Origin of the sequence: Marinobacter sp. JSM 1782161, assembly GCF_011421605.1 — a bacterium.
GTDB classification, from domain to species: domain Bacteria; phylum Pseudomonadota; class Gammaproteobacteria; order Pseudomonadales; family Oleiphilaceae; genus Marinobacter_A; species Marinobacter_A bohaiensis.
Genome location: NZ_WSSA01000002.1, coordinates 1,086,243 through 1,107,786, shown reverse-complemented (window position 1 = coordinate 1,107,786; position 21,544 = coordinate 1,086,243). Strand labels below are relative to the sequence as shown.

Below are 21,544 nucleotides of genomic sequence, written 5' to 3'. Positions count from 1 at the left end.
GACTCAAGTGGACGCCTTTGAAGTGAATCATTAAGGATATACCCATGGCCAAGATCAACGAGTACTACCAGAAAAAACAGCTTATGGATAAGCTCGCTGATGAACTGAGCAAGCTTGAGGAAGACAATGCGCTCAAGCGTGAACTCGAGTTCGAGAAAAAGATTCGCGGGTTGATGAAGGATTACAACAAGTCCGCCAAAGATGTATTGCAGGTTCTGGGTGCGATTGATCCGTCCGTTTCCGGTGCCAAAACCGACGCGGCCGCCAGCTCACGTCCCAAGCGTCCGCTGAAGACCTACAAAAACCCGCACACCGGTGAAGTGGTCAAGACGCGTGGTGGCAACCACAAGACACTGAATGAATGGCGCGACCAGTACGGTAAAGAAGCCGTTCAGGGTTGGCAGCAGGACTAAACTGCAAGCCGATAAAAAGACCCCGGCATAGCTGGGGTCTTTTTGTTTCTGCCGGTACGACTTTTCTTGAAGCACGTTTCAGTACGGCATAATCAATGGTCGACGCTGAATGTCAGACACTTCTTCTTGCTTGTGATTTCCGCTGCACAGGGTTCTGTGCTCAAATCTCCGCACAGGACTACTTCCAGATTGTTTCGCGTTAGATTATTTCTCGTTAATAGTGCCTGTTTCAGCGGCTAATAGGCGTGTCCTGTCGTCGGCATAGCCACGCAAATCCGTCTGAATTACGTTAGAATCCTCGCAAAGTTTCTGACAAGGAATCGCCATGCTTGCCGTTATTCTTTCAGGCGGATCGGGGACGCGTCTGTGGCCGTTGTCCCGTGAAGCCTATCCCAAACAATTCCTGCCGGTTGTGTCCGAAGAATCCCTGCTGGCGGAAACCATTGATCGCGGGTTGTCACTTGATCCGTCGACCCGGGTTATGGCGATTACCAACGAGGAGCATCGTTTCGTCGTGGCCGCGCACCTGCAACAGCAGGCCGCCGGACGAACCGACGGTATCGTGCTTGAGCCGGTCGGCCGCAACACGGCGCCGGCCATCGCGCTGGCGGCGCTGGCGGCTGCGGAGGGCAATCCCTCCGAGCTGCTGGTGGTGATGCCGTCGGATCACGTGCTGCGCAACCGCCAAGCTTTTGAGGCGGCGGTGGCCGTGGGTGCCAAAGCAGCCGAGGCCGGCAAGCTGGTGACTTTCGGTGTCGTACCCACGGCGCCTCACACCGGCTATGGCTACATCCGGGCGGGCGCCGATGAGGGCGGTTATTCGACGGTTGATGCTTTTGTCGAGAAGCCGGACGCCGACACGGCCCAGCGCTATCTCGATGAGGGCGGCTACTTCTGGAACAGCGGTATGTTCCTGTTCCGCGCCGATCGCTATCTGGAAGAGCTGGGCAAGCATCAGCCGGAGATGCTGGCGGCCTGCAAGGCAGCCTATGCGGGGCGTGAAAGTGACATGGACTTTGTCCGGGTGGGGCGCGAAGCGTTTGCGGCCTGTCCCGATGATTCCATCGACTACGCCGTGATGGAGAAGACCCAGGACGCCGTTGTGGTGCCGATGGACGCCGGTTGGAGCGACGTGGGCTCCTGGTCCGCGCTGTGGGAGATCCAGCCTCAGGATGAATCCGGCAACGTGTTTCGGGGCGATGTCATCACCGAGGACGTCTCGGGCTCCTACATCCACTCTGAGGGGCGCCTGATCGCCGCCCTGGGCATCAGCGACCATGTCATTGTAGAAACCGACGATGTCGTTCTCGTAGCCGACCGCAACCGGGTCCAGGATGTGAAGAAACTGGTGGCGCAGGTAAAGGCGCAGGGCCGGGAAGAGCACCGCTTCCACAAGAAAGTGCACCGTCCCTGGGGCACCTATGAAGGTATCGCCATGGGCGAGCGGTTCCAGGTTAAGCGGATCACCGTCAAGCCGGGCGCCTCGCTGTCGCTGCAGAAGCACCACCACCGGGCTGAGCACTGGGTGGTGGTCAGCGGCACGGCCATGGTGGTCCGTGGCGATGAGGAGATCCTGCTGACCGAGGACCAGTCCACCTATATCCCGCTGGGCCACCGCCACCGTTTGTCGAACCCGGGCGTGATCCCGCTGGAGTTGATCGAGGTCCAGACCGGCAGTTACCTCGGGGAAGACGATATCGTACGGTTTGAAGATACCTACAATCGCGTCTGAAGGGCGCGTCGGGCGGCGCAAGGATGTGCCGCCTTTTCGTCGGTCCGGGTTGAAACCTCTCATGACGGACCGTGCAGTCAGACAAGGAGCGTTGTATGTCTCGAAGCCGAGTGCCTCGATCCCATCCGTATCGAGCCTGTTTCTCTCAAACCCCGGACAATGATCCGGGCGTTCAGCATGGCCTGCCCCTGCAACCCGACACCGAGCGGACCCTGACCATTGCCTCTGTGGCGCCGGACTGGATCGCCTTTGGAGATCACCTGGGGATTCGCCTGGCGCAATCCACCCGAGCCTTTATCTGGCTGCGCGGCGCCGAGGGATCGGGCAAGACCCGGTTCGTTCAGGAACAGGTGGTGCGTTGGCCGTTCCCGTCGCTTTGGCTGGATTTGCGTCAGGAAGCCGAAATCATGGCGTCCGGGATGCCGGCCCTGAAGCCTGACGGTCCGGCACCGGCGCTCATCCTCGACGATATGTCGCCGGCCGATCTCGATCTCCTCATCGCCGACCCTGCTCACCCGGCCGGCCCCATTGTGCTGGGTCATCAGGGGCCGATCCTGATCGTCAGCCGCAACGCCGGGGAAGGCCTCGTGCCGTCGTTGAAGGCGCGAACGGGCCGCGAACTGGAACCCCATGCCATGCCGCCCAGTGATGTGGCCCAGCGGCTGAGCATTCTCCGGGCGCACCAGCCTGAGATTGAGCGCTACTGGCAGGTGGAGATCCAGCCCGACGCCATGCTCCGGGCGGCGCGGGGCGGTTTTCCCGATGTCCCCGAAACCCCTGGCCGAGCCCTGCGCTGGCTGCATGCGGCGGCGGCCAGGGCGGCGCTGGAGGCGCGCGAAGGCAGCCCGGAATGCCGCGCCACGTATGCCCGACTTGAGGATCTCAACCGGGCGCTGCTGGGCGCCCGGGGATCGGCCGATGCCTCTGACGCGGTGACGGAACAGATCCGTCAGGTGGAAATCGAGCAGGCGGCGTACGACGTCGACTGGCACGAACGTGGCCTGGATGGTCGGCGACAGCGAATCGAGGAGCGTCACGTCGCACGGGAGATCCATCTCGCCTTGACCGCCGGGTCAAAGATTGCCGAGTAGCGACGGCTTCGGCATCATGACGCTCTTGTTCGTACCGGGCGCGATGTTATCGGGCCCCTATTGTCCGCCTGTCGGTTAGGGAGTGTTGGGATGCAAGATCTGGAAATCTACGTTCGCGAGCTGGAACCGGGCCGCATCGGTGACTGGCTGGGACAGTCCCTTTCCGGACTCTCGCTGGCGCCTGTCGGGAATCGCGGCGTTCAGAAAGGCGCCGGGGAATACCAGGGCAGCCGGGTGAGGGTGACTTGCTACCCCGGGGCCTTCTCCAAACATTTCACCAGTGTGGTGCTGGAAGGGGAGCAGCTTCCCTGGACGTCGGATCTGGAGTGCGCGCGGGACGCCTGGAACTGTCTGCAGCAGGAAGTGCGCTGCAGTCCGGGCGACTGGCAGGAAGGGGAGCCGGTGCAGGACGAAAAGTGGTGGCGTATCGACGAGCGCGGCGAGCAGAAGGTCGTCTGGAATTAGCGTTAAGGGAAACTGGTATTTCGTCTGGCCAGGTGGGAGCCGGCCGGGGAGGGAAGGAATCCCGGCAAGATACCGGGATTCCTCGGGCAATCAGTCTTCCAGGATGCTGACGTTATCCGCCTGCAGGCCCTTGTCGGCCTCGACGACGTCAAAACGCACCAGCTGGCCCTGACGCAGGACACGGCGACCGCGGCCGCGAATGGCACGAAAATGCACGAACACCTCGTCGCCGCTTTCGCGAATGATAAAGCCGAAGCCCTTCTTCACGTTGAACCACTTCACGGTGCCTTCTTCATCACCCTCGGGTCCGAATTCCTCTTCATAGCCGTCGCCGGCCGGACGCGAGGCCTTTGTGTTGCTGCCGCTGCCGCTGGACTGACGCTGCACCAGTGCGACGGTCAGGAAGCCGGCAATGCCAAAGAGCACCAGGGAAATCACGTAAGCGGCAATGCCCTGGGCGCTGCCCAGCACGAAGGTAGGCTCATTGGCCAGGTCGCTGGAGCCGGATTGGGACAGGATCTGGAAAAGTTCCGGCGTGAAGGTAACCAGGAAAAAGGCCAGGACAAACGGAGCGGGAATAGCGATCAACAGAGCAACAAGTATCGCTTTCTGTGGGTTACGCATTGGACGAACAAATCTCCATCAATAAATCAGTCAAATCGTAAGCGTCTGATCGGTACGCCATGGGGAACCAAAAGGCGCAGCCTTCGCGTAAAATAGGCGATCAGACAAAACCAGAGTCGCGGGGCCCGGCTTGATCATGGCGCCGGGGCATCCGCAAGCGCAGCATGATAACAGATCCCCTTGCAAACGACCCAGCCCGGGGCCCGAAGGAACAGGAGTACTTCACATGAATTGGGAACAGCTTGAGACGAGACTGATTGAACTGGAAACCCGCGTCGCTTTCCAGGATGACCTGATCGCCACGCTGAGCGACCAGATTTCGCGGCAGGAACTGGACATGCGCGAACTGTGGGAAGCCAAGCAACTGCTCAAGAAGCAGCTGGACGACGTCTCCCCCTCCAATATCCGTCGCGAAGAGGAGGAAGTGCCGCCGCCGCACTACTGAGGCGGGCCGTCGGCACCGTCCGGAATCCTTGCTGCGCACGATCGCGCTATGCCGGCAGCGGTCGGAGTCAGTGCCTATTCCGCTTCCCGGAGCCAGCACCGCGCATCCTCGATCTGGTCGATCCCGAACACGCGCAGCTCCATGTTGAGAAACGGCGCGATCATCCGGGCGAAGGGGCCGATCCAGCCAGAATCGGATACCACTGCGCAGTGACTGAAGTCCTTCAGGTGCTCCCGGTCGAAGCGGATTGCATCCTTGAGGATCGACAGGTCGAACCCGTCGAAATCCCGCACCACTTCCATCAGGCGAACGCGCCCATGGTGGAGGATAAACGCTTCGAGGCGGCCGGCGATGTCCTCGAAATCCTCCATCGATACGCGTCCTTCCACGTGGATCTCCGCCAGGCGGTATTCCGGATACTCCTTGTAAGCGGTTGCCATGGCATGGTCCTCCCGATCATTGGGGCCCAGTGGCTGCCAAAGAAAACTCTACGAAGAACAGCTGATCTCCAGGTGCTTGCCCCAGTCCGGCGGCAGGGCGGCGTAGGCCTCGTTTTCCGGCTGTTCGTCGAAGGGGCGCTTGAGCACTTCCAGCAGCCGGTGGGTGGTCTCGTAGTCGCCGGTCTGAGCATCCTGGATGGCCTCCTGGGCCAGGTAATTGCGCAGGATGTATTTGGGGTTTACCGCGCACATGGCCTTCTCGCGCTGCGATCCCGCGGCGGTTTCCTGCTGCAGTCGCGCTTCATACCGCGCCAGCCAGTCATCGGCCAGGCTGCGGTCCACGAACAGGTCCCGCACCGGGGCATCGCCGCGGCTGTGTCGGGTGGACAAGCCGCGGAAGAAGCGGGTGTAGTCGACCCGCTGTTCGTGCATCAGGCTGAACAGGTCCATGATCAGGCTCATGTCGCCCTCGTCCTCGGTTTCCAGCCCCAGTTTGCCCTTCATCAGCGATTCGAAGGTGCTGTTGTAAGTGGTCTCGTAGCAGCGCAGGGCTTTGCGCAACTCGTCCGCCTCCATGACATGCACCAGCGACTGGGCCAGGTATTGGCAATTGATGAAGCCGATCTGCGGCTGACGGTTGTAGGCGTAGCGCCCGCCCTGGTCGGTATGGTTGCAGATGAAGCCGGCGTCGAAGTCGTCGAGGAAGGCGTAGGGGCCGTAATCGAAGGTGTCGCCGATGATCGACATGTTGTCGGAGTTCATGACCCCATGACAGAAGCCCACCGCCTGCCACTGGGCCACCAGGCGGGCCGTGCGCGTGACGACCTCCTCCAGCCAGCGCCGATAGCGTTCCGGCTCGGGCAGCGCTTCCAGCTCCGGGAAGTGCAGGCGGATGGTGTGATCCAGCAGCACGCGTGTGTCGTCCGGGCCCTGGTGGTAAGCGGTGTACTCGAAATGCCCGAAGCGGATGTGGGACTGCGCCACCCGCATCAGCGTGGCGGCGGTCTCGATGGACTCTCGCATGACCGGATCCTTGGCGCTGACCATGAACAGGGCGCGGGTGGTGGGAATGCCCAGATGATGCATGGCCTCGCTGCACAGGTACTCGCGCAGGGTCGAGCGCAATACCGCCCGGCCGTCACCGAAACGGGAGTAGGGCGTGGTGCCGGCGCCCTTCAGGTGCCAGTCCCAGCGGCGGCCATCCGGACCCGTGGTTTCCCACATCAGCAGGCCGCGACCGTCGCCCAGATCCGGGTTGTAGACCCCGAACTGGTGACCGGTGTACTTCATGGCCAGCGGGTCCATGCCTTCGAACAGCTTCTGACCGGCGCCCACGGCGACCCAGTCCTGCTTTTGCGCCGGATCCAGGCCCATGGATGCCGCCAGCTCGTCGTTGAAACAGACCAGTTTCGGTTCTTGCAGCGGTGTGGGTTGCAGGCGCGTATAGAAATGCTCTGGCAACTGGTTATAGCGATTGTCGATCTTGAACCCGTTCAGGATAGTCGCTCCGAATTGGCTGGGGCGGGCAGAAGCAAGCCGCCCGGGGAATGGTCTTTACCCAGTTTGCAACGTTCCGGAAAGTCGTGACAAGGGATAACCCGAGCCCGGGCTGTCGTACCGCGAGTCCGGTCACGCCCACACAACTGTCGCCAAACTGTCACACCAGTGTCGTTTAATGATGTTTTGGATGAAAGGCCCCTCATTTGAACGCACGCTCCATGACGCATCGATCCCCGGTCGCAGGTGTCTGCCTGCTTTGCATTTGCCTGTTCTCCTTTTATCGGCTCTTCATGGCCTGCTTTTCCTGCCGCGGGCCCCATAGCCTGCGCTCGGCCGCTGCGCCTGACCGATGACCTTGCGCCAACTGAATCTCGTCCGGGCGGTCATGAGCCGCCATCGCCGCCGACCGGCTCGTGGGCCTACGTTGGGAGACGCGTCGCAACCGGGCGTTGCCCCTGCCGCCTCAAAACCGCCGATGCATTCCCGCTGATCGTCGGGTTTGTTGTTAAGCGCGGGGGCATGCGTACGGGCCCGTGTCCGGTAGAATGCGCCCATGACTTCGACAACCCCTTCATCGTCACGTCCGCGCCTCCTGCTCCTGTCCGGCTACGACGCCGGCAGTCACCAAAGCTGGCGCGAGCAGTTGGTGGCGAGCCAGCCCGACTTTGACTGGCAGAGCCTGATCCTGCCGCCCCGGTATTTCCGCTGGCGCATTCGCGGCAACGCTTTGAGCTGGCTGGACGAGCCGGCCCTGTCGGAATCCTGGGATGCCATTGTCGCCACCTCAATGGTGGATCTGGCTGGCCTGCGGGCGTTCCATCCCCACCTGGCGCGGACGCCGGTCCTGCTTTACATGCACGAGAACCAGTTTGCCTATCCCGACTCCGGCGATCAGCACAGCAGCGTGGACCACCAGATGGTGACCCTCTACAGCGCCCTGGCGGCGGATCGCATCGCGTTCAACAGTGAGTGGAACCGCACCAGTTTTCTGGACGGTGTGGCGGCGCTGCTGAAGCGTTTACCGGACCGTGTGCCTGGCGGCGTTGTTGAGCGCATTCGGGTGAAATCGACGGTTTTGCCGGTGCCGGTGCCGGATCGACTGTTCGTCGAACGCAAGACCGACATGAACCGGACTCAGCCGCATCTGCTCTGGAATCATCGCTGGGAATACGACAAGGGGCCGGATCGCCTGCTCGCACTGCTGGCGGAGCTGGATCGCCGGCAACTGGATTTCCGGATCAGTGTGGTGGGGGAGCAGTTCCGTCGCCGGCCGGAGGCCTTCGAGGCCATTCGCCAGCGGTTTCCGGATCGCATCCGCGCCTGGGGTTTCCTGCCGGATCGTGCTGCGTACGATGCGCTGCTGCGCGAGGCGGATGTGGTGATCTCGACGGCGCTCCACGATTTCCAGGGGCTGGCGATGCTGGAAGCCATGGCCGCCGGCTGCCTGCCGCTGGCGCCGGACCGTCTCGCTTACCCCGAGTACGTGCCCGCCGCCTGCCTGTATCCGGGGGATCGGGCGTCGGTCGAAGACGAAGCCAGCGCCGCGGCCGATACGCTCGCAAGCCTGCTGGCGGCTCCGGTATCCAGCCCGGTCGGTGTCGTTGCGGACTGGCGCCTGTCCCGTCTCCAACGCCGCTACCGCGAGGAGCTGGGTGCGCTGATTGACGGCGAGGCTGGCAGGGCCTGACGCACCCGCTCGGCCACCTCGGGCTTTAATCGGTCCTGTTCCAGTAGCCAGGCGATGGCGTCGCGCAGGGTGTCCCGCGCGGGTCTTGGCGCCAGGCCCAAAGTCTGGTTGGTTTCCCGGGTATCGATGTAGGCGTAGCGCTCCGCCACCTCGTACACCAGGTCGTAGGTGAACGGCGGGGCGAGCTTGAGCAGCCGGCAGGCACGCTCGGTCCATTTCGCGCTCCACAGCAGGAGCCCACGTCCGATCGGCAAGTGAATCGGCTTGATGCCGGTCATTTGCTTGAGCAGGGCGGCGATGGCTTTCACCTCAATGTTTTCTCCGCCCACCACGTAACGACGCCGGTTTTCGCCCCGGGTGAGGGCGGCCACGTGCGCCGCCGCTACATCGCGCACGTCCACCAGGTTAAGGCCGCCGGGATAGGTCTGGCCCTTGCCGTTGAGCCAGTCCATGACCAACTGATTGGACGGCGTGATGCGGTAGTCGCCAGGGCCCAGCACGATGGCGGGGCAGATCACCACCAGGTGAATGCCGGTCTCTTCCGCCAACTGCTGGGCCGCCTGTTCGCTGCGGGTCTTGGCGATGTAGTAGGGGTTGTTGGGATCATGGTTCCAGTCGTCTCCGGTGCGCAGCTTCGAGGGATCGTAGGAGAAGCCCACCGATGCCACAGAGCTGGTGTAGACGATGCGTTCGATACCGTGGGCCTGTGCCGCGTCAAACACATGGCGTGCGCCGTCGATCGCCGGTTTTACAATCTCGTCCGGCGACTCGGCGATGGTCTTGTAGACCGCCGCCATGTGGATGATGGCGTCCATGCCCTCGGCCGCCTGCTGGACCGAGTCGGCGTCCATAATGTCACCGGGAAACCGGTCGACATCCAGACCTTCCAGCCCCCGCAGGTCGGCGCTGGGGCGAACGAAGGCCCGCACCGTATGTTCCTGTTCCAGCAGTTGCTTCACCACATGGCTGCCGATGTGGCCGTTGGCGCCGGTTACCAGTACGCGCATTGTCTGTTCCCCGTGTGGAAATGGATGGCCTGAAAACCTACCGGATTAGGACGGCCCGTGGAAACCGGGGCTGCGTCCTGTGTCCCGAAACGCCATCCCGTGCTCCGGATCATTGCCTGTAACGGATTGTAAAAACAGGCTAATTGTAAAATGACGTGAAACGGTTCACTATATCGTCCCCGTTCCGGCGCGATAATGGAATCCGGTTTTGAATCAGATTTCGTCCGCGTCGCCTGAATGGCCGGGTGACGGCGCAATCACGGAAGGTTGCCGCCGGTTTGCCAGATCGGTCTCGGGTCTCTTGGGAGCGGCCATTGGCGTCGTGTGACAGACAGAGGTTATGCACCATGCGAAAGAAGATGCAGCAGATGTTCGATCGCTTGAAGAACAGCAGGGACGATAAACAGAACGCCGCAGTGTCCTCGGATACTCCTCACCACAACACCTCCAACGAGGTCCGCCAGGAAGACTGGGACATGTCTCCCCAGGATGCCCTGAGAGTCGGCATCGTTGGCCGCCGCAAGTAGGTCGGCGCCGTCAGTTCAGTGACCGCCTCGCCACGTCGTGGCGCGCCATCGCAGGATGGTTCGACATTCCCCTGTGGCTGTGGAAAGATGATCCCATTGGTTATTTTTCCCGGCCCAGGTCACGATGACGGCAGCCGACGCGTCTCCCCCGAACCCTGATAACGCCCGCCTTTACCGGCGCCGCTTCCTGTGGCTGCTGGGGTTAAGCATTGTCTGCCACCTGCTGTTGCTGGTGCCCTGGCCGGGCCTGGATTGGCCAGGTTCCGACGCGCCTGCGCCCACGTCATCCCTGACCGTGACCATGGTCGAGCCTGCACCCCCGGAACCTGAGACGGTGCCACAACAGCCGCCGACACCCGAGCCTGAGCAGCGTCAGCATCTGCCACGCCATAATGCCGAGGAAACCGACCTTCGGGGCACGGATTTCGAGTCGCCGGTGGAAGAGCAGCCTGTCCAGGGGGAGGAGCCAGCGGCCCAACCCAAGGTGGAAGCCGCGGAGTCCTCCAAACCTCAATTGTCCCGGGGGCAACCGGAGAAACCCGCCGCCGAAACCGCGCAACCGCCGGTCACCACCGCGCGCAGCAACGAATCGGCTCCCAGACGCGAGCCGGATGCGGCCAAGGCGACCAGTGGCATGGACACCCTGTCGGACCGGGAACTGTCCGGCGTCGATGCGGGCAGTCCGGTCAGCGAACTGGAGAAGCGCCGGATCCAGATGGTGAACCGCTACCTCCAGCGTATGCAGGCGCAGGTGGACGCGCGTTTTCGGCGGCCGCTGGGCGCGCGTCCCTATGAGAGTGGCGTCATCGCCTTTGAGCTGGACGCGTCGGGATACCTGCTGTCGGCGCGGCTGGCGGAATCGTCCGGCAACTCGGAACTGGATGCCAGTGCCCTGCAGGCCATTCGCGCGGTTCCGCGCTTTGATGTGCCGGACTCGCCGATGGTGGCGGCGCGCTACTATCGGCGGCTGACATTCCGTTACAGTGGCGAGTAGGTGACGTTTTGGAGGCGAGGCCTGGAGCGGGCCTCTACCTGGATGGGGCCTCGACAAGTCGGGCGCGACCCGGCGCAGGTGATCCGGTAAAGTAGCGCTCCTGGTAACTGGTTGACGGGAAGCACATGATCAATACCCACGATGTCCTGCTAAGAAACCGAGAGTCCCTGAGCGGAAGGGTGGCGCTGATTGGCCCGGACGATGCGGCGATCCTCGCCGATCTGCCCGTCGAACCCGGGCCGGTGATCACCGAGCATTTCGGTACTTTCCAGCGTTGGCAGGGCCTGCAGGGGTGGACGCCACTGTTCGGCTACGACGACGATGCACTGGCGGGCGACAGCGTGGACTCGGTGGTGATCTTCATGCCCAAGTCGCGTCCGGAACTGGAGCTGCGCCTGGCGCTGGCGGGGCATCTGGCAAAAGCCGGAGGCCGGGTGTTTTTGATCGGCGAGAAGAAAGAGGGCATTGCCGGCGGCGCCCGGGTCATGCAGTTTACTTTTCCCGACGCCACCAAAATTGACAGTGCGCGCCATTGCCAGGTCTGGGAAGCGCCGGTGCCGGCCGGGCTGTCCGGGTTCGACATCGATGCCTGGCGCAGTTGGCACAAAGTGCGCGTCGGTGGTCTGGAACTGAGTGTGGCGGGACTTCCCGGCATCTTCAGCGATGGCCGGCTGGACGAAGGGACCGCATTGCTGCTGGGCTCTTTCAATGGCCAGGCGGTGCGTGGGCCGGTTCTGGATTTCGCCTGTGGTGCGGGCGTTATCGGCGCCTGGCTGGCCAAGCGTCAGGACGGGCTCAACCCGGATGCCGTGGACGTGCAGTACCAGGCCGTGGATTGTGCCCGGGCTACCTACGCCCGAGCCGGGGTTGGGGGTCGAGTCTGGGCGTCGGACGGGCTCGCAGCGGTCGAGGATAGCTACCGCCTGCTGGTCAGCAACCCGCCGTTCCATAGCGGTGTGCGCACCGATACGTCGATGACCGAAGCCTTCCTGCGGGACGCGGCACGCCATTTGTTGCCCGGGGGCGAATTACGTATCGTGGCCAACAGCTTCCTGCCGTACCCGGAACTGATCGAGCGCCACGTCGGTCCCTGTGAAACCCTGGGCGAGGACAAACGCTTCAGCGTCTACCGGGCCTTTCGCCGCTGAGCCGCGGCGTGCCCCGGGCGCGTTCCCGTCGCGATGAATTTTCCTCGTGAGGCCATGTTTCTTTCACGACAGGTTCCTTCCAGAGCATGACATGTTCCCTTCATAGATAGGAGTTCCTACCCATGATTATCGATTTCACGGAGATGCCCAGCGACCGGGTCTACCATTGCATGACTCAGTCCCTGATTCCGCGGCCAGTGGCCTGGGTGCTGTCGGAGAACCCGGAGGGAGACTACAACCTCGCGCCCTTTTCGTTCTTCACGGCAGTGACCTCCAATCCGCCGCTGATCATGCTTTCGGTGGGGCGCAAGCCGGACGGCGACTTCAAGGACACCCGGGTCAACATCGAGGAGCGCAAGAAGTTCGTGATCCATATCGCGCACGATGAACTGGCCCGCACCATGACCGAAACGGCGCGGAGTCTCCCTCATGGCGTGTCCGAAGTGGCCCAGAACGACCTGAAAACCGTGCCGTTCGACGGTTTCGATCTGCCGCGTCTGGCGGACTGCAAGATCGCGCTGGCGTGCGAGCTTTACCAGCTGCAGGAGCTGGGGCCCAATCGTCAGTCCGTGATCTTCGGCCAGGTCAGCCAACTGTATGTGGACGATGCTGCCGCGACACGCGATGAGAAGGACCGCTTCAGGATCGATGCCGAAGCGATTCAGCCGATCGGGCGCCTGGGCGGCAGTGAATACATGACCTTTGGTGAGATCCTCAGCATTCCGCGCCCGTCCTGAGGCGCCTCGTCAGGCGCCGTAATAACCCGGTGTTCGCTCCGCCGCCGTCGCGCGGTGGGGCACCAGGCTTTCCTCCTGGTAGTGGATGTCCCACCAGCAGTGGGGCAGTTGCTCGCCGGAGGGAAACACCAGGGCCTGTTTGCTGAACGCTTCCGGATCCTGGGTTTCCTCGCCCCACAGGAAGCGGGCCTCCACGGTGTCCTTGCAGGGATTGGTCAGCGTGGTCAGATCGCTGGTTTCGACCAGATGCCCGGTGGGCAGGTGCTTGAGCAACATCGATGCGACCTCCTCTGGACGGGCGCCGCCGGCGAAGGGGCGGGCTCCCGTTGCCAAGATGTGTCCTCCAGCATAGTCCCATTAGCGGGCGGACAAAAGCGCCTTCCCCGGCCGTTTCATGCAACTGTCCCCGAATCGTCACGGCGCTGTCACGCCATGGCGGGACGCTGGCGGTGTCAGACCAATGCGCCACAGCGAGGGGGAGGCGGATGCACCAATACCGGAGCGTGTTTATCTCGGACGTTCACCTGGGGTCGGCCGATTGTCAGGCCGAATACCTGCTCGACTTTCTCGACAACGTACGATGTGAAACGCTTTACCTGGTGGGCGATATCATCGACCTGATCGCCATGCAGCGCCGGGTTCATTTTCCCAAGTCCCATCAGGAAGTGGTTCAGCGGCTGGTCCGGATCGCCGCCGACGGGACCCGTGTGATCTACGTGCCTGGCAATCACGACGAATTCCTGCGCAACTTCTGCGGCCAGACCCTGGCCGGTATCCAGCTTTTGCACAAAGCCGTGCATACCACCGCCGACGGCCGCCGTTTCGTGGTCTGCCACGGCGACCAGTTCGATCAGGTGGTGCGTTGCAGTCCGCTGCTGCTGTTGGTGGGGGACCGGGCTCACGGCCTGCTGTTGCGCCTGAACCGCTGGTTTAATCTATGGCGCAAACTGCGCAAGAAACCCTACTGGTCGCTGGCGGCCTGGGTGAAAACGCGCATCGGCCAGGCCAAGGCGTTTATCCAGCGTTTCGAGATGGCGGCCCTGACCGCCGCGGAACGTGGCCAGTACGACGGTTACATCTGCGGCCATATCCACTCGGCCGGCTTTCGTCAGGGCACGGGCGGTCTCTACTGCAACGACGGCGACTGGGTGGAGCACTGCACGGCGCTGGTGGAAGGATTCGACGGTTCGCTGGATATCCTGCACTGGTCCGAGCGCCCGCATATCGTCGAAAGCGAGCCGCAGCCGCGCCGGACGCCAGTGCCCGAATGGCAACCGGTCGGCGATCAGCCGCTGCCGGGCCAGGTGGCGGCCCGGGCCAGCCGCCACTGAATCCCGCTTGTGAGAGGCTGTTCGGTCAGGGCGCGCTGGGGTCGTTGGCCCGGGCGCGTTTGATGTCGGCCCGCATTTTCAGGCGTGCTTCCCGCCGCAAATCCGCTTCGCGATAGCGGCGTTCCTGCCTGTCTGTCTGCGTCAGTACTTCCGGCACATCCACCGGCTCACCGGCGTCGTCCAGGGCGACGAAGGTGAAGTAGGCCGACACGATGTGCCGTTCCTCGCCGGTGTAGCTGTTCTCCGCCACCACCCGCACGCCGATTTCCATCGACGAATGCCAGCTGCGATTGATCGAGGCGCGGAAGATCAGCGTGTCGTTGCCCTTGGCCGGCGCGCGGAAAGCGAAGGAATCCACCGCCGCGGTTACGCAGACCCGCCCGGAATGCCGCTCCGCCACCACCAGCGCCAGCCGGTCGCACTTGGCCATGATCATGCCGCCGAATGCGGTCTGGTGGGCGTTGAGATCGTTGGGGAAGACCTTGTAGACGTGGTCCTCGATGGCGGAGTCGGCAACCGGTCGGTGCGCGTTGCTGTCGGTCATGGCGGATCCTTTCGGGAAAATGGGTATATGAAGAACTAAACTATGGGTGCTGCTTCCGGCAGCCGCATGGAGTCGCGTTCGAAACGGGCCCGGATAGCCTTCACCAATGGTGCCCGGACGTCAAGGACGCCCCGCCGGGCGAATCGAGTGAGGTCATCAGGATGATCAGGCCTTCACCCCCTGCGCCGGGTTTGTGCCATCAACAACAATCTCAAGACGCGGCTGACGCTGCTGTTTGGTCTGCTGACCGTGACATTGACGCTGATCATCGTGGCGTTCGCGCAGGACATTGCCGTGCGCGAGCTGCGCGATCGCGTCGGGTCCAACCTCCAGGAAGTCTCCCTGCAGATGCGCGACAAGATGGAGATGGTGCTGGAAGAGCGCTATCGCGATCTGCTGGGGCTTTCCGGGGTACTGGCGCTGGACGCGGGGAAGGGCGAGTACGCTCACGTGCGGTCCATGCTGGACTCGCTCCAGGCCACCTACGACAAGTTCGCCTGGCTGGGGCTGGCCGGTGTGGACGGCCGCGTGCTGGTCAGCTCCGGCGGTGTGCTGGCCGGGGCCAGCGTGGCGGACCGCCCCTGGTTCCGGGCCGGGCTGGAAGGTCCCTACCTGGGCGACGTGCACGACGCGCAAATGCTGGCCGAGATCCTGGCGTCGGCCGGCGCTGCGCCGCTACGGCTGATCGATGTGGCGGTTCCGGTGTACTCGTCGGTCTCCGGGGAGCAGATTGGCGTGCTGGGCGCGCACCTGTACTGGTCCTGGATCCAGGAAATTGAGCGCGGCATCATCGTGCCACTGGAAAGTCGCCTGGGCGCCGAGCTGCTGGTGGTCTCCATCGACCGCCAGGTCCTGCTGGGTCCGCCCGGTACGGTGGGCACCACCCTCGATACCAACGCCGCCCGCGCTGCCCTGAGTGGCGAGACCGGTCACATGGTCGAGACCTGGCCCGACGGCGAACGCTACCTGGTGGGGTACAGCCAGACCCGGGATCACGCCCAGTATGAGGGGCTGAAATGGGCCGTGTTGCTGCGCAAGCCGGCGCGCAGTGCCTTCGAACCCGCTAACCACATCCGCAACGGCATCATCGTCGCCGGCCTGCTGTCGGCGCTGGTGTTCTGCATGCTGGCCTGGCTGGCGGCGCAGCGGGTGTCCCGCCCGCTGCTGGACATGACCCACGAGGCGGAAGCGATCAACGAAGGCCGGCGCGATGCGCGAATCTCGCCGCGGAACGATTTCGACGAGGTGAATGTGCTGTCCCGGGCCATGAACCGGCTGATTCAGGGCCTCAAGGGCCAGGAGCAGGAGTTGCGACTGCTCAACACCACCCTGGAAGATCGGGTGGCAGCGCGCACCGAGGATCTGGAGCTGGCCAACAAGAGTCTGCGCGACGAGATCGCCATGCGCGAGCGCCTGCGCGCCGAGCGTGAGCGGATGATCCGCCAGCTCCAGGAACTGGCCAACACCGACGCGCTGACCGGCATCAGCAATCGCCGGCATTTCTTCGACGAGGGTGAGAGGCTGCTCAAGCGGGTGACCCGCCGCGACACCGGCGCGGCGCTGATCCTGTTCGATGTGGATCATTTCAAGCGCATCAACGACGCTCACGGTCACGGCGTTGGCGACGAGGCGCTCAGGCACATTGTCGCCCGGGCGCAGGACACCATCCGCGAAGTGGACCTGATCGCGCGTGTGGGCGGTGAGGAGTTCGCCATCCTGCTGGAGGACGAGGAGGGCGGCAACGTGCGGGACATCGCCGAGCGCCTGCGAGCGCTGGTGGCGACCAGTCCGCTGGTCCTTCCCGGACAGGTGGACGGGGTTTCAGGTCAGGCGGAAACGATTTCCATGACCGTCAGTCTGGGCGTCGCGCGCCTGCGGGACTGCCCCGGGCCCGATCTGGACATCCTGCTGGCCTGCGCCGACCGGGCGCTCTACGAAGCCAAGGCGTCCGGCCGCAACCGCGTCTGCAGCTATCACCCGGATCCGGCCTGAGGCGGTATGCCCGAAAGGTCCGCTAGAAAAAAAAAAAGCCCCTGGGGTAAGGGGCACAGGGACATGGCGTCCCTCATCAACCTGAATCGAAAGGGCCCACCTTCCAATCGGGCCGATGATCCCGAACTGCCCGGGGCCGGGCCCTTTGGCCGGGAATGCGTTAGCATGCGCAGTCCCGGAGTGGTTCGCGGTGGCCAATGTGGCACGGGGAGCCCACTGCCTCCCTACCGTACCGGCAAGGATTAGAGTATTCAGCCTAGCCGGCAAGGGGCGCGCTTCGGGGAGAGTGAATGCTGAACTGGATTGAGGTTGAATGGTGTCATCGGAAACGCGGTTGAAACTGGCTGATCGAGAGCTGTCGCTCACGCGCCCCGGCAAGGGCCACAAGGACCTGCGCGCCTGGGACGCGGCCGATGAATTGCTGCTGGAAGCCTATGCCAACCACCGCGGCGACGGGCCAGCGCCACGGGTGGCCATCGTCGATGACGCCTTTGGCGCACTGACCCTGGGGCTGGCCGACTGTCAGCCGGTGAGCCTGGCCGACAGCGCCCTGAGCCGGGAAGCCATTGCCCACAACGCTCACGCCAATGGCCTGGACGTGTCGCGGGTAGACGACTGGCGGGCGCCGCCCCAGGGGCCGTTCGACCAGATTCTGGTCAAGCTGCCGCGCCAGGTGGACTACCTGGAATACATCCTGCGCTGGGCCAACGAGGTGCTCGCGCCGGATGGGCTCGTGCTCGGTGCTGCGATGATCAAGCACATGCCCGCTGGCTGCGCCGATCGGTTCACCCGGCTGATGGGCTCGAACGAGCCGCAGCCGGCCCGGCGCAAGGCGCGGGTGGTGCTGGCCCGCCCCGGCGAGCCTCGGCTGGATGGCTGGACAGGGCTGTGGCGGGGCTATCGCACGGCGGACGGCTGGGACGCGGAGGGCATGCCGGCGGTGTTTGCCCGCGAGCGCCTGGATATCGGCACCCAGATGTTCCTGCCCGTTGTCCGGGAACAGGTCCAGGCTCTGCCGACCGGCGCCCGGGTGCTGGACCTGGGGTGCGGTAACGGCGTCCTTGGTTTGAGCGCGCTGAATTTGCGGCCGGATCTGGCGGTGACCTTCTGTGATGTGTCGAGCCAGGCGATTGCCAGCGCCTGCCATAACCACGACCGGGCGCTGCCGGGGACGACGGCCCGGTTCCACCAAGTCGATGGTGTGCCCCAAGGGGAGAGGTTCGATCTGATCCTGTGCAATCCGCCGTTCCATGAGGGTGGGACGGTGGGCGATCACATTGCCCTGCGCCTGTTCCGGCAGTCCGCGCGCGCCCTGACCGGCGAGGGGCGCCTGCTGGTGGTGGGGAACCGGCACCTGGGCTATCACGTCAAGCTCAAACGCCAGTTCCGGCAGGTTCGACAGCGGGCGGCGGACCCAAAATTCGTGGTTTTCGAGTGCGCGCCGCGTCAGACCGAGGGCGGGCGGTCGTAACCCAGTCGTGCCAGGGTGTCGACGATGGTCTGGGTCTGGCTGTCGATCTCGATATTGACGCTGTCGCCGACCGTCAGGTCGCCGAACGTGGTGACTCGCAGGGTTTCCGGGATCAGGTGGACGTTGAAGGTGTCGCCCTCCACCTCGCCGATGGTGAGGCTGGCGCCGTTGATCGCGATGTAGCCCTTGGCGAAGATGTACTTCATCCAATGGGCCGGCACGCGGAAATACAGGGTGCGGTTGTTTTCCGGCGCCTCGATCCGTGACACCTCCGCCACCGTGTGGACGTGGCCGGACAGCAGGTGGCCGCCGATCTCGTCGCCGATCCGTGCGGCGCGCTCGAAATTGATCCGGTCGCCTGCCTTCAGACTGTCGAGTGTGGTGAGGGTCAGGGTCTCCTGCATGGCGTCGAACCAGAGGCGGTTGCCGGCCTGTCGCGTCACCGTCAGGCAGGTGCCGTTGATGGAGACGGAGGCGCCGATAGCCACCGCCTCGACTTGGTCAGCGGGAAATTCGAGGACGTAGGTGGCCAGCCCCGGCTTCTGATCGACGGAAACGACGTGGGCCTGGCCCTGGACAATACCGGTAAACATGGCAACTCCCGCTGTATGGATTCGGAGCCGTAGGATAGCGGGGCTGCCGGAAGCTGCCAAGCGCGAAGCATGCCGTTGGGTTTATCCTCAAGGTTGCGGGCAGCCGGCCGATAACAGAATGAACAGGTATGGATCGGATTCGGGGTGGAGGAGCACGGGCATGGCAGTAAGCAACGCAAAAGAGCGGCCAACGCCTGTGCTGCAGCCCGGGCGTCCGGCGGACCCGGTCCCGCCGGAGGCGACGCCTGCCCCCGATAAGCAACTGATGCCGGAACAGGCCCCTCAATCCCGGGGGAGGACGGCGCCAGAGGCTGAATCCCAGACCGAATCGCCGCGGCCCGCGGATGAAGTGATCGATGACCGGGACGAGGGCGCCGATGAATCCGGGCCGGGCGAATCGCGGGAGCAGGTCATGGTGCGTCGGGGCAACCGGCGGCGCCTGCTCCGGCAGTGTGAGCGGGTCCTGTTGCTGGATTTCGCGACCCTGTCCATGCCCGACTGGCCGGACAATTTCTCCATGGCCGCCGCCCGTCGGCGTCGCGATCTGTGGCTGTTCTCCGCAACGCTCGCCGGCGCGGTGTTCCTGTGCGGTATTCCCGGCATTGTGCCGGCCTGGGTGGCGGGCACCGGTTTTGGCGCTTTCGTGCTGATCGCCCTGGCCGGGGTGCCGTTCATCCGGCGCATCTTCTCCAGCAAACCCAGTTATATGGAACTGCTGCTGCGACGCCAGCACCGGCTGCGGGAAGCCCGCAGCCACATTAATCACCTGGAAGGCGAGGAGGGGCTGGCCTGGCAGTGCGCCATGATGGCCGAGTTCAACCCCGCCCTGCGCTCGACCCGATTCAGCGGGCTGGTCAATCTCTCCGAAAAACGCATCCTGGCGAAGAGCCTGCGCCGGCGCGAGCACTTTCGTCTCTACCTGATCTACATGCTGGAAGCCGAGAAAGCCTACGATCGCCTGCAGGCCGGTTACTTCGACGATCATCAGCACGCCATCGACCAGGGATGGCTCGACGGCGGGCCGGCGGAGGACGCCTCGACTCAGGCATCAGCGGACGAAGAGCCCGACGATGCTGAGGACGCGGAGGGGCCCGAAGCCTGATACCGACTTCGAATGAGCCGTTTTAGGGCGGATCACGGTAATCGGTTTGCTGCCTTCCGGTGCGTTATCGCGTCATATCCGTGCATAAAGCACTGAAACGGTGCGTTTTATTCGATTTATATTGCTGCTAACGCTAATCCCGCCTTCGTTTATTCCGCATAACTCGCTGTTCTGACTCGTTGTGACTCATTTTGGAACACATCTTGTATCCCTGCGCTCCCCAATGATGCGTGGAGGCCTGCCTCCGGATCTAAATACCATCCATCGAATTTGGGAGTAAGTTATCGTGGAAGTCACGAGTGCCGTCGAGACGCTGCTGCAGAGCGCCAACACCTTCTTCCTGTTGCTGGGGGCGATCATGGTGCTGGCCATGCACGCCGGCTTCGCGTTCCTGGAAGTGGGGACCGTCCGCCACAAGAACCAGGTCAATGCCCTGGTGAAGATCATGACGGACTTCGGGGTCTCGACGCTGGCCTATTTCTTCGTCGGCTACACGGTGGCCTATCAGACGGACTTTTTCGCCAATGCGACGGAGCTGACCCAGGCCAACGGCTACGATCTGGTCAAGTTCTTCTTCCTGCTGACGTTTGCCGCGGCGATTCCCGCCATTGTGTCTGGCGGCATTGCCGAGCGGGCGCGTTTCTACCCGATGCTCATTGCCTCAGCGCTGATCGTGGCGTTGGTTTATCCCTTCTTCGAGGGCATCGTCTGGAACGGCAACTACGGTTTCCAGGCGTGGCTTGAGGCTCAGGTCGGCGCCGGCTTTCATGACTTCGCCGGCTCCGTGGTGGTGCATGGTGTGGGCGGCTGGATCGCGCTGGCCGCGGTCCTGGTTCTTGGCGCGCGGACCGGGCGCTATCGCAACGGTCGTGTGGTGGCCTTCGCGCCGTCCAACATTCCGTTCCTGGCGCTGGGCGCCTGGATTCTCACGGTTGGCTGGTTTGGCTTCAACGTGATGTCCGCGCAAACCCTGGACGGCATCAGTGGTCTGGTGGCGGTCAACAGTCTGATGGCTATGGTCGGTGGCATCGTGGTTTCCATGCTGGTGGGGCGCAAGGACCCGGGCTTTATCCATAATGGGCCGCTGGCCGGCCTGGTGGCGGTGTGCGCCGGGTCAGACCTGATGCATCCGGTTGGCGCCCTGATCACCGGTGGTGTGGCCGGCGCACTCTTTGTGTTCCTGTTCGAGTGGGCGCAGAACCGCATCACCCGCCTGGACGACGTTCTGGGTGTCTGGCCGCTGCACGGTGTGTGTGGTGTCTGGGGTGGTATCGCTGCCGGTATCTTCGGCCAGGCCGGTCTGGGTGGTCTGGGCGGTGTCAGCCTGATGGCGCAGATCGTCGGTTCGCTGGCGGGCGTGATCGTGGCGCTGGTCGGTGGCTTCATCGTCTACGGTATCGTGAATGCGGTGAGCCGCGTGCGCCTGTCCCAGGAAGAGGAGTACGAGGGCGCCGACCTCGCCATTCATCGCATTGCGGCGACGTCCATGGACAAGTAAGCTCGGGCTCACGCAACGCGTGTTCGCCAGGGATGAAATCGAAGCGCAGGTGTCATTGACCCTGCGCTTTGTTGTTTGTGTAAGGCGGCTGCTTGTAGAACGAGGGCCGCTTATAGAAGGGAGCAGTAGGTGTCCGTTCGATCGAGCCAGGTCAGGGCGCCTGGCAATAGATTCGGCACGGCTTGACAATATCAGGTGTCAAA

Annotated in this window: 22 protein-coding genes; 15 read left to right on the top strand and 7 right to left on the bottom strand. The window is 63.4% G+C overall.

The window, feature by feature from the left end; genetic code table 11:
* Positions 1-44 precede the first annotated feature (44 nt).
* From GQB00_RS04880 to GQB00_RS04865, 4 genes are all read left to right on the top strand, one after another.
* A complete protein-coding gene (locus tag GQB00_RS04880) occupies positions 45-413 on the top strand; it encodes a histone-like nucleoid-structuring protein, MvaT/MvaU family (RefSeq protein ID WP_111495797.1) in 369 nt (122 codons plus the stop codon).
* 325 nt (positions 414-738) lie between these two features.
* Positions 739-2,145: a mannose-1-phosphate guanylyltransferase/mannose-6-phosphate isomerase gene (locus tag GQB00_RS04875; protein ID WP_165855388.1), complete on the top strand. Its 1,407-nt coding sequence runs from the start codon at positions 739-741 to the stop codon at positions 2,143-2,145.
* Between the two features lie 95 nt (positions 2,146-2,240).
* A complete protein-coding gene (locus GQB00_RS04870) occupies positions 2,241-3,236 on the top strand; it encodes a hypothetical protein (RefSeq protein WP_165855387.1) in 996 nt (331 codons plus the stop codon).
* 90 nt (positions 3,237-3,326) lie between these two features.
* On the top strand, positions 3,327-3,701 hold the full coding sequence (locus tag GQB00_RS04865) for a hypothetical protein (protein WP_165855386.1): 375 nt from the start codon (positions 3,327-3,329) through the stop codon (positions 3,699-3,701).
* A gap of 90 nt (positions 3,702-3,791) precedes the next feature.
* Here GQB00_RS04865 and GQB00_RS21990 read toward each other — a convergent pair whose 3' ends face one another.
* Positions 3,792-4,325, bottom strand: coding sequence for a cold-shock protein (locus GQB00_RS21990; protein WP_323127247.1), 534 nt, complete (start codon positions 4,323-4,325; stop codon positions 3,792-3,794).
* A gap of 226 nt (positions 4,326-4,551) precedes the next feature.
* On the opposite strand from GQB00_RS21990, the gene GQB00_RS04855 reads away from it, so the two are divergent.
* Positions 4,552-4,770 carry a SlyX family protein gene (locus GQB00_RS04855; RefSeq protein ID WP_111495802.1) on the top strand — a complete coding sequence of 73 codons (219 nt, stop codon included), beginning with the start codon at positions 4,552-4,554 and terminating at the stop codon, positions 4,768-4,770.
* A gap of 74 nt (positions 4,771-4,844) precedes the next feature.
* On the opposite strand, the gene GQB00_RS04850 is transcribed toward GQB00_RS04855, so the two are convergent.
* On the bottom strand, positions 4,845-5,210 hold the full coding sequence (locus GQB00_RS04850; RefSeq protein ID WP_165855385.1) for an STAS/SEC14 domain-containing protein: 366 nt from the start codon (positions 5,208-5,210) through the stop codon (positions 4,845-4,847).
* Between the two features lie 48 nt (positions 5,211-5,258).
* On the bottom strand, positions 5,259-6,710 hold the full coding sequence (locus GQB00_RS04845) for a protein adenylyltransferase SelO (RefSeq protein ID WP_416234152.1): 1,452 nt from the start codon (positions 6,708-6,710) through the stop codon (positions 5,259-5,261).
* 553 nt (positions 6,711-7,263) lie between these two features.
* Between GQB00_RS04845 and GQB00_RS04840 the strand changes: the two genes are divergently transcribed.
* Positions 7,264-8,397 (top strand): tRNA-queuosine alpha-mannosyltransferase domain-containing protein, encoded by a 1,134-nt coding sequence (locus tag GQB00_RS04840; RefSeq protein WP_165855384.1) that lies wholly within the window; start codon positions 7,264-7,266, stop codon positions 8,395-8,397.
* On the opposite strand, the gene GQB00_RS04835 is transcribed toward GQB00_RS04840, so the two are convergent.
* On the bottom strand, positions 8,346-9,404 hold the full coding sequence (locus GQB00_RS04835; RefSeq protein ID WP_165855383.1) for an NAD-dependent epimerase/dehydratase family protein: 1,059 nt from the start codon (positions 9,402-9,404) through the stop codon (positions 8,346-8,348). The two genes, GQB00_RS04840 and GQB00_RS04835, sit on opposite strands and share 52 nt — an antisense overlap.
* 347 nt (positions 9,405-9,751) lie before the next feature.
* On the opposite strand from GQB00_RS04835, the gene GQB00_RS04830 reads away from it, so the two are divergent.
* The 4 genes from GQB00_RS04830 (at position 9,752) to GQB00_RS04815 (ending at position 12,810) form a co-directional block, all read left to right on the top strand.
* Positions 9,752-9,931 carry a hypothetical protein gene (locus GQB00_RS04830; RefSeq protein ID WP_111495807.1) on the top strand — a complete coding sequence of 60 codons (180 nt, stop codon included), beginning with the start codon at positions 9,752-9,754 and terminating at the stop codon, positions 9,929-9,931.
* A 124-nt stretch (positions 9,932-10,055) separates the two neighbouring features.
* Complete coding sequence (locus GQB00_RS04825; RefSeq protein ID WP_165855382.1) at positions 10,056-10,925, top strand: cell envelope integrity protein TolA; 870 nt, start codon at positions 10,056-10,058, stop codon at positions 10,923-10,925.
* A 125-nt stretch (positions 10,926-11,050) separates the two neighbouring features.
* Positions 11,051-12,073, top strand: a complete 1,023-nt coding sequence (locus tag GQB00_RS04820) for a class I SAM-dependent methyltransferase (protein WP_165855381.1) — start codon at positions 11,051-11,053, stop codon at positions 12,071-12,073.
* A 122-nt stretch (positions 12,074-12,195) separates the two neighbouring features.
* Complete coding sequence (locus GQB00_RS04815) at positions 12,196-12,810, top strand: flavin reductase family protein (RefSeq protein WP_111495810.1); 615 nt, start codon at positions 12,196-12,198, stop codon at positions 12,808-12,810.
* A gap of 9 nt (positions 12,811-12,819) precedes the next feature.
* Here the strand turns inward: GQB00_RS04815 and GQB00_RS04810 are convergent, their stop codons facing one another.
* Entirely contained in the window at positions 12,820-13,086 is a 267-nt protein-coding gene (locus GQB00_RS04810) for an acetyltransferase (RefSeq protein WP_111495811.1), read from the bottom strand.
* A gap of 209 nt (positions 13,087-13,295) precedes the next feature.
* On the opposite strand from GQB00_RS04810, the gene GQB00_RS04805 reads away from it, so the two are divergent.
* Entirely contained in the window at positions 13,296-14,141 is an 846-nt protein-coding gene (locus GQB00_RS04805; protein ID WP_165855380.1) for a UDP-2,3-diacylglucosamine diphosphatase, read from the top strand.
* 25 nt (positions 14,142-14,166) lie between these two features.
* On the opposite strand, the gene GQB00_RS04800 is transcribed toward GQB00_RS04805, so the two are convergent.
* Positions 14,167-14,685, bottom strand: coding sequence for an acyl-CoA thioesterase (locus GQB00_RS04800; RefSeq protein WP_111495813.1), 519 nt, complete (start codon positions 14,683-14,685; stop codon positions 14,167-14,169).
* Between the two features lie 249 nt (positions 14,686-14,934).
* Between GQB00_RS04800 and GQB00_RS04795 the strand changes: the two genes are divergently transcribed.
* Complete coding sequence (locus tag GQB00_RS04795; RefSeq protein ID WP_165855379.1) at positions 14,935-16,677, top strand: diguanylate cyclase; 1,743 nt, start codon at positions 14,935-14,937, stop codon at positions 16,675-16,677.
* Between the two features lie 334 nt (positions 16,678-17,011).
* Positions 17,012-18,148 (top strand): methyltransferase, encoded by a 1,137-nt coding sequence (locus GQB00_RS04790; protein WP_228276670.1) that lies wholly within the window; start codon positions 17,012-17,014, stop codon positions 18,146-18,148.
* Here GQB00_RS04790 and GQB00_RS04785 read toward each other — a convergent pair.
* Entirely contained in the window at positions 18,124-18,741 is a 618-nt protein-coding gene (locus GQB00_RS04785) for a riboflavin synthase subunit alpha (RefSeq protein WP_165855377.1), read from the bottom strand. The two genes, GQB00_RS04790 and GQB00_RS04785, sit on opposite strands and share 25 nt — an antisense overlap.
* A 160-nt stretch (positions 18,742-18,901) precedes the next feature.
* On the opposite strand from GQB00_RS04785, the gene GQB00_RS04780 reads away from it, so the two are divergent.
* Together GQB00_RS04780 and GQB00_RS04775 are read left to right on the top strand one after the other, a co-directional pair.
* A complete protein-coding gene (locus GQB00_RS04780) occupies positions 18,902-19,843 on the top strand; it encodes a hypothetical protein (RefSeq protein ID WP_207950609.1) in 942 nt (313 codons plus the stop codon).
* 286 nt (positions 19,844-20,129) lie between these two features.
* Positions 20,130-21,341, top strand: a complete 1,212-nt coding sequence (locus GQB00_RS04775) for an ammonium transporter (protein ID WP_165855376.1) — start codon at positions 20,130-20,132, stop codon at positions 21,339-21,341.
* Positions 21,342-21,544 lie beyond the last annotated feature (203 nt).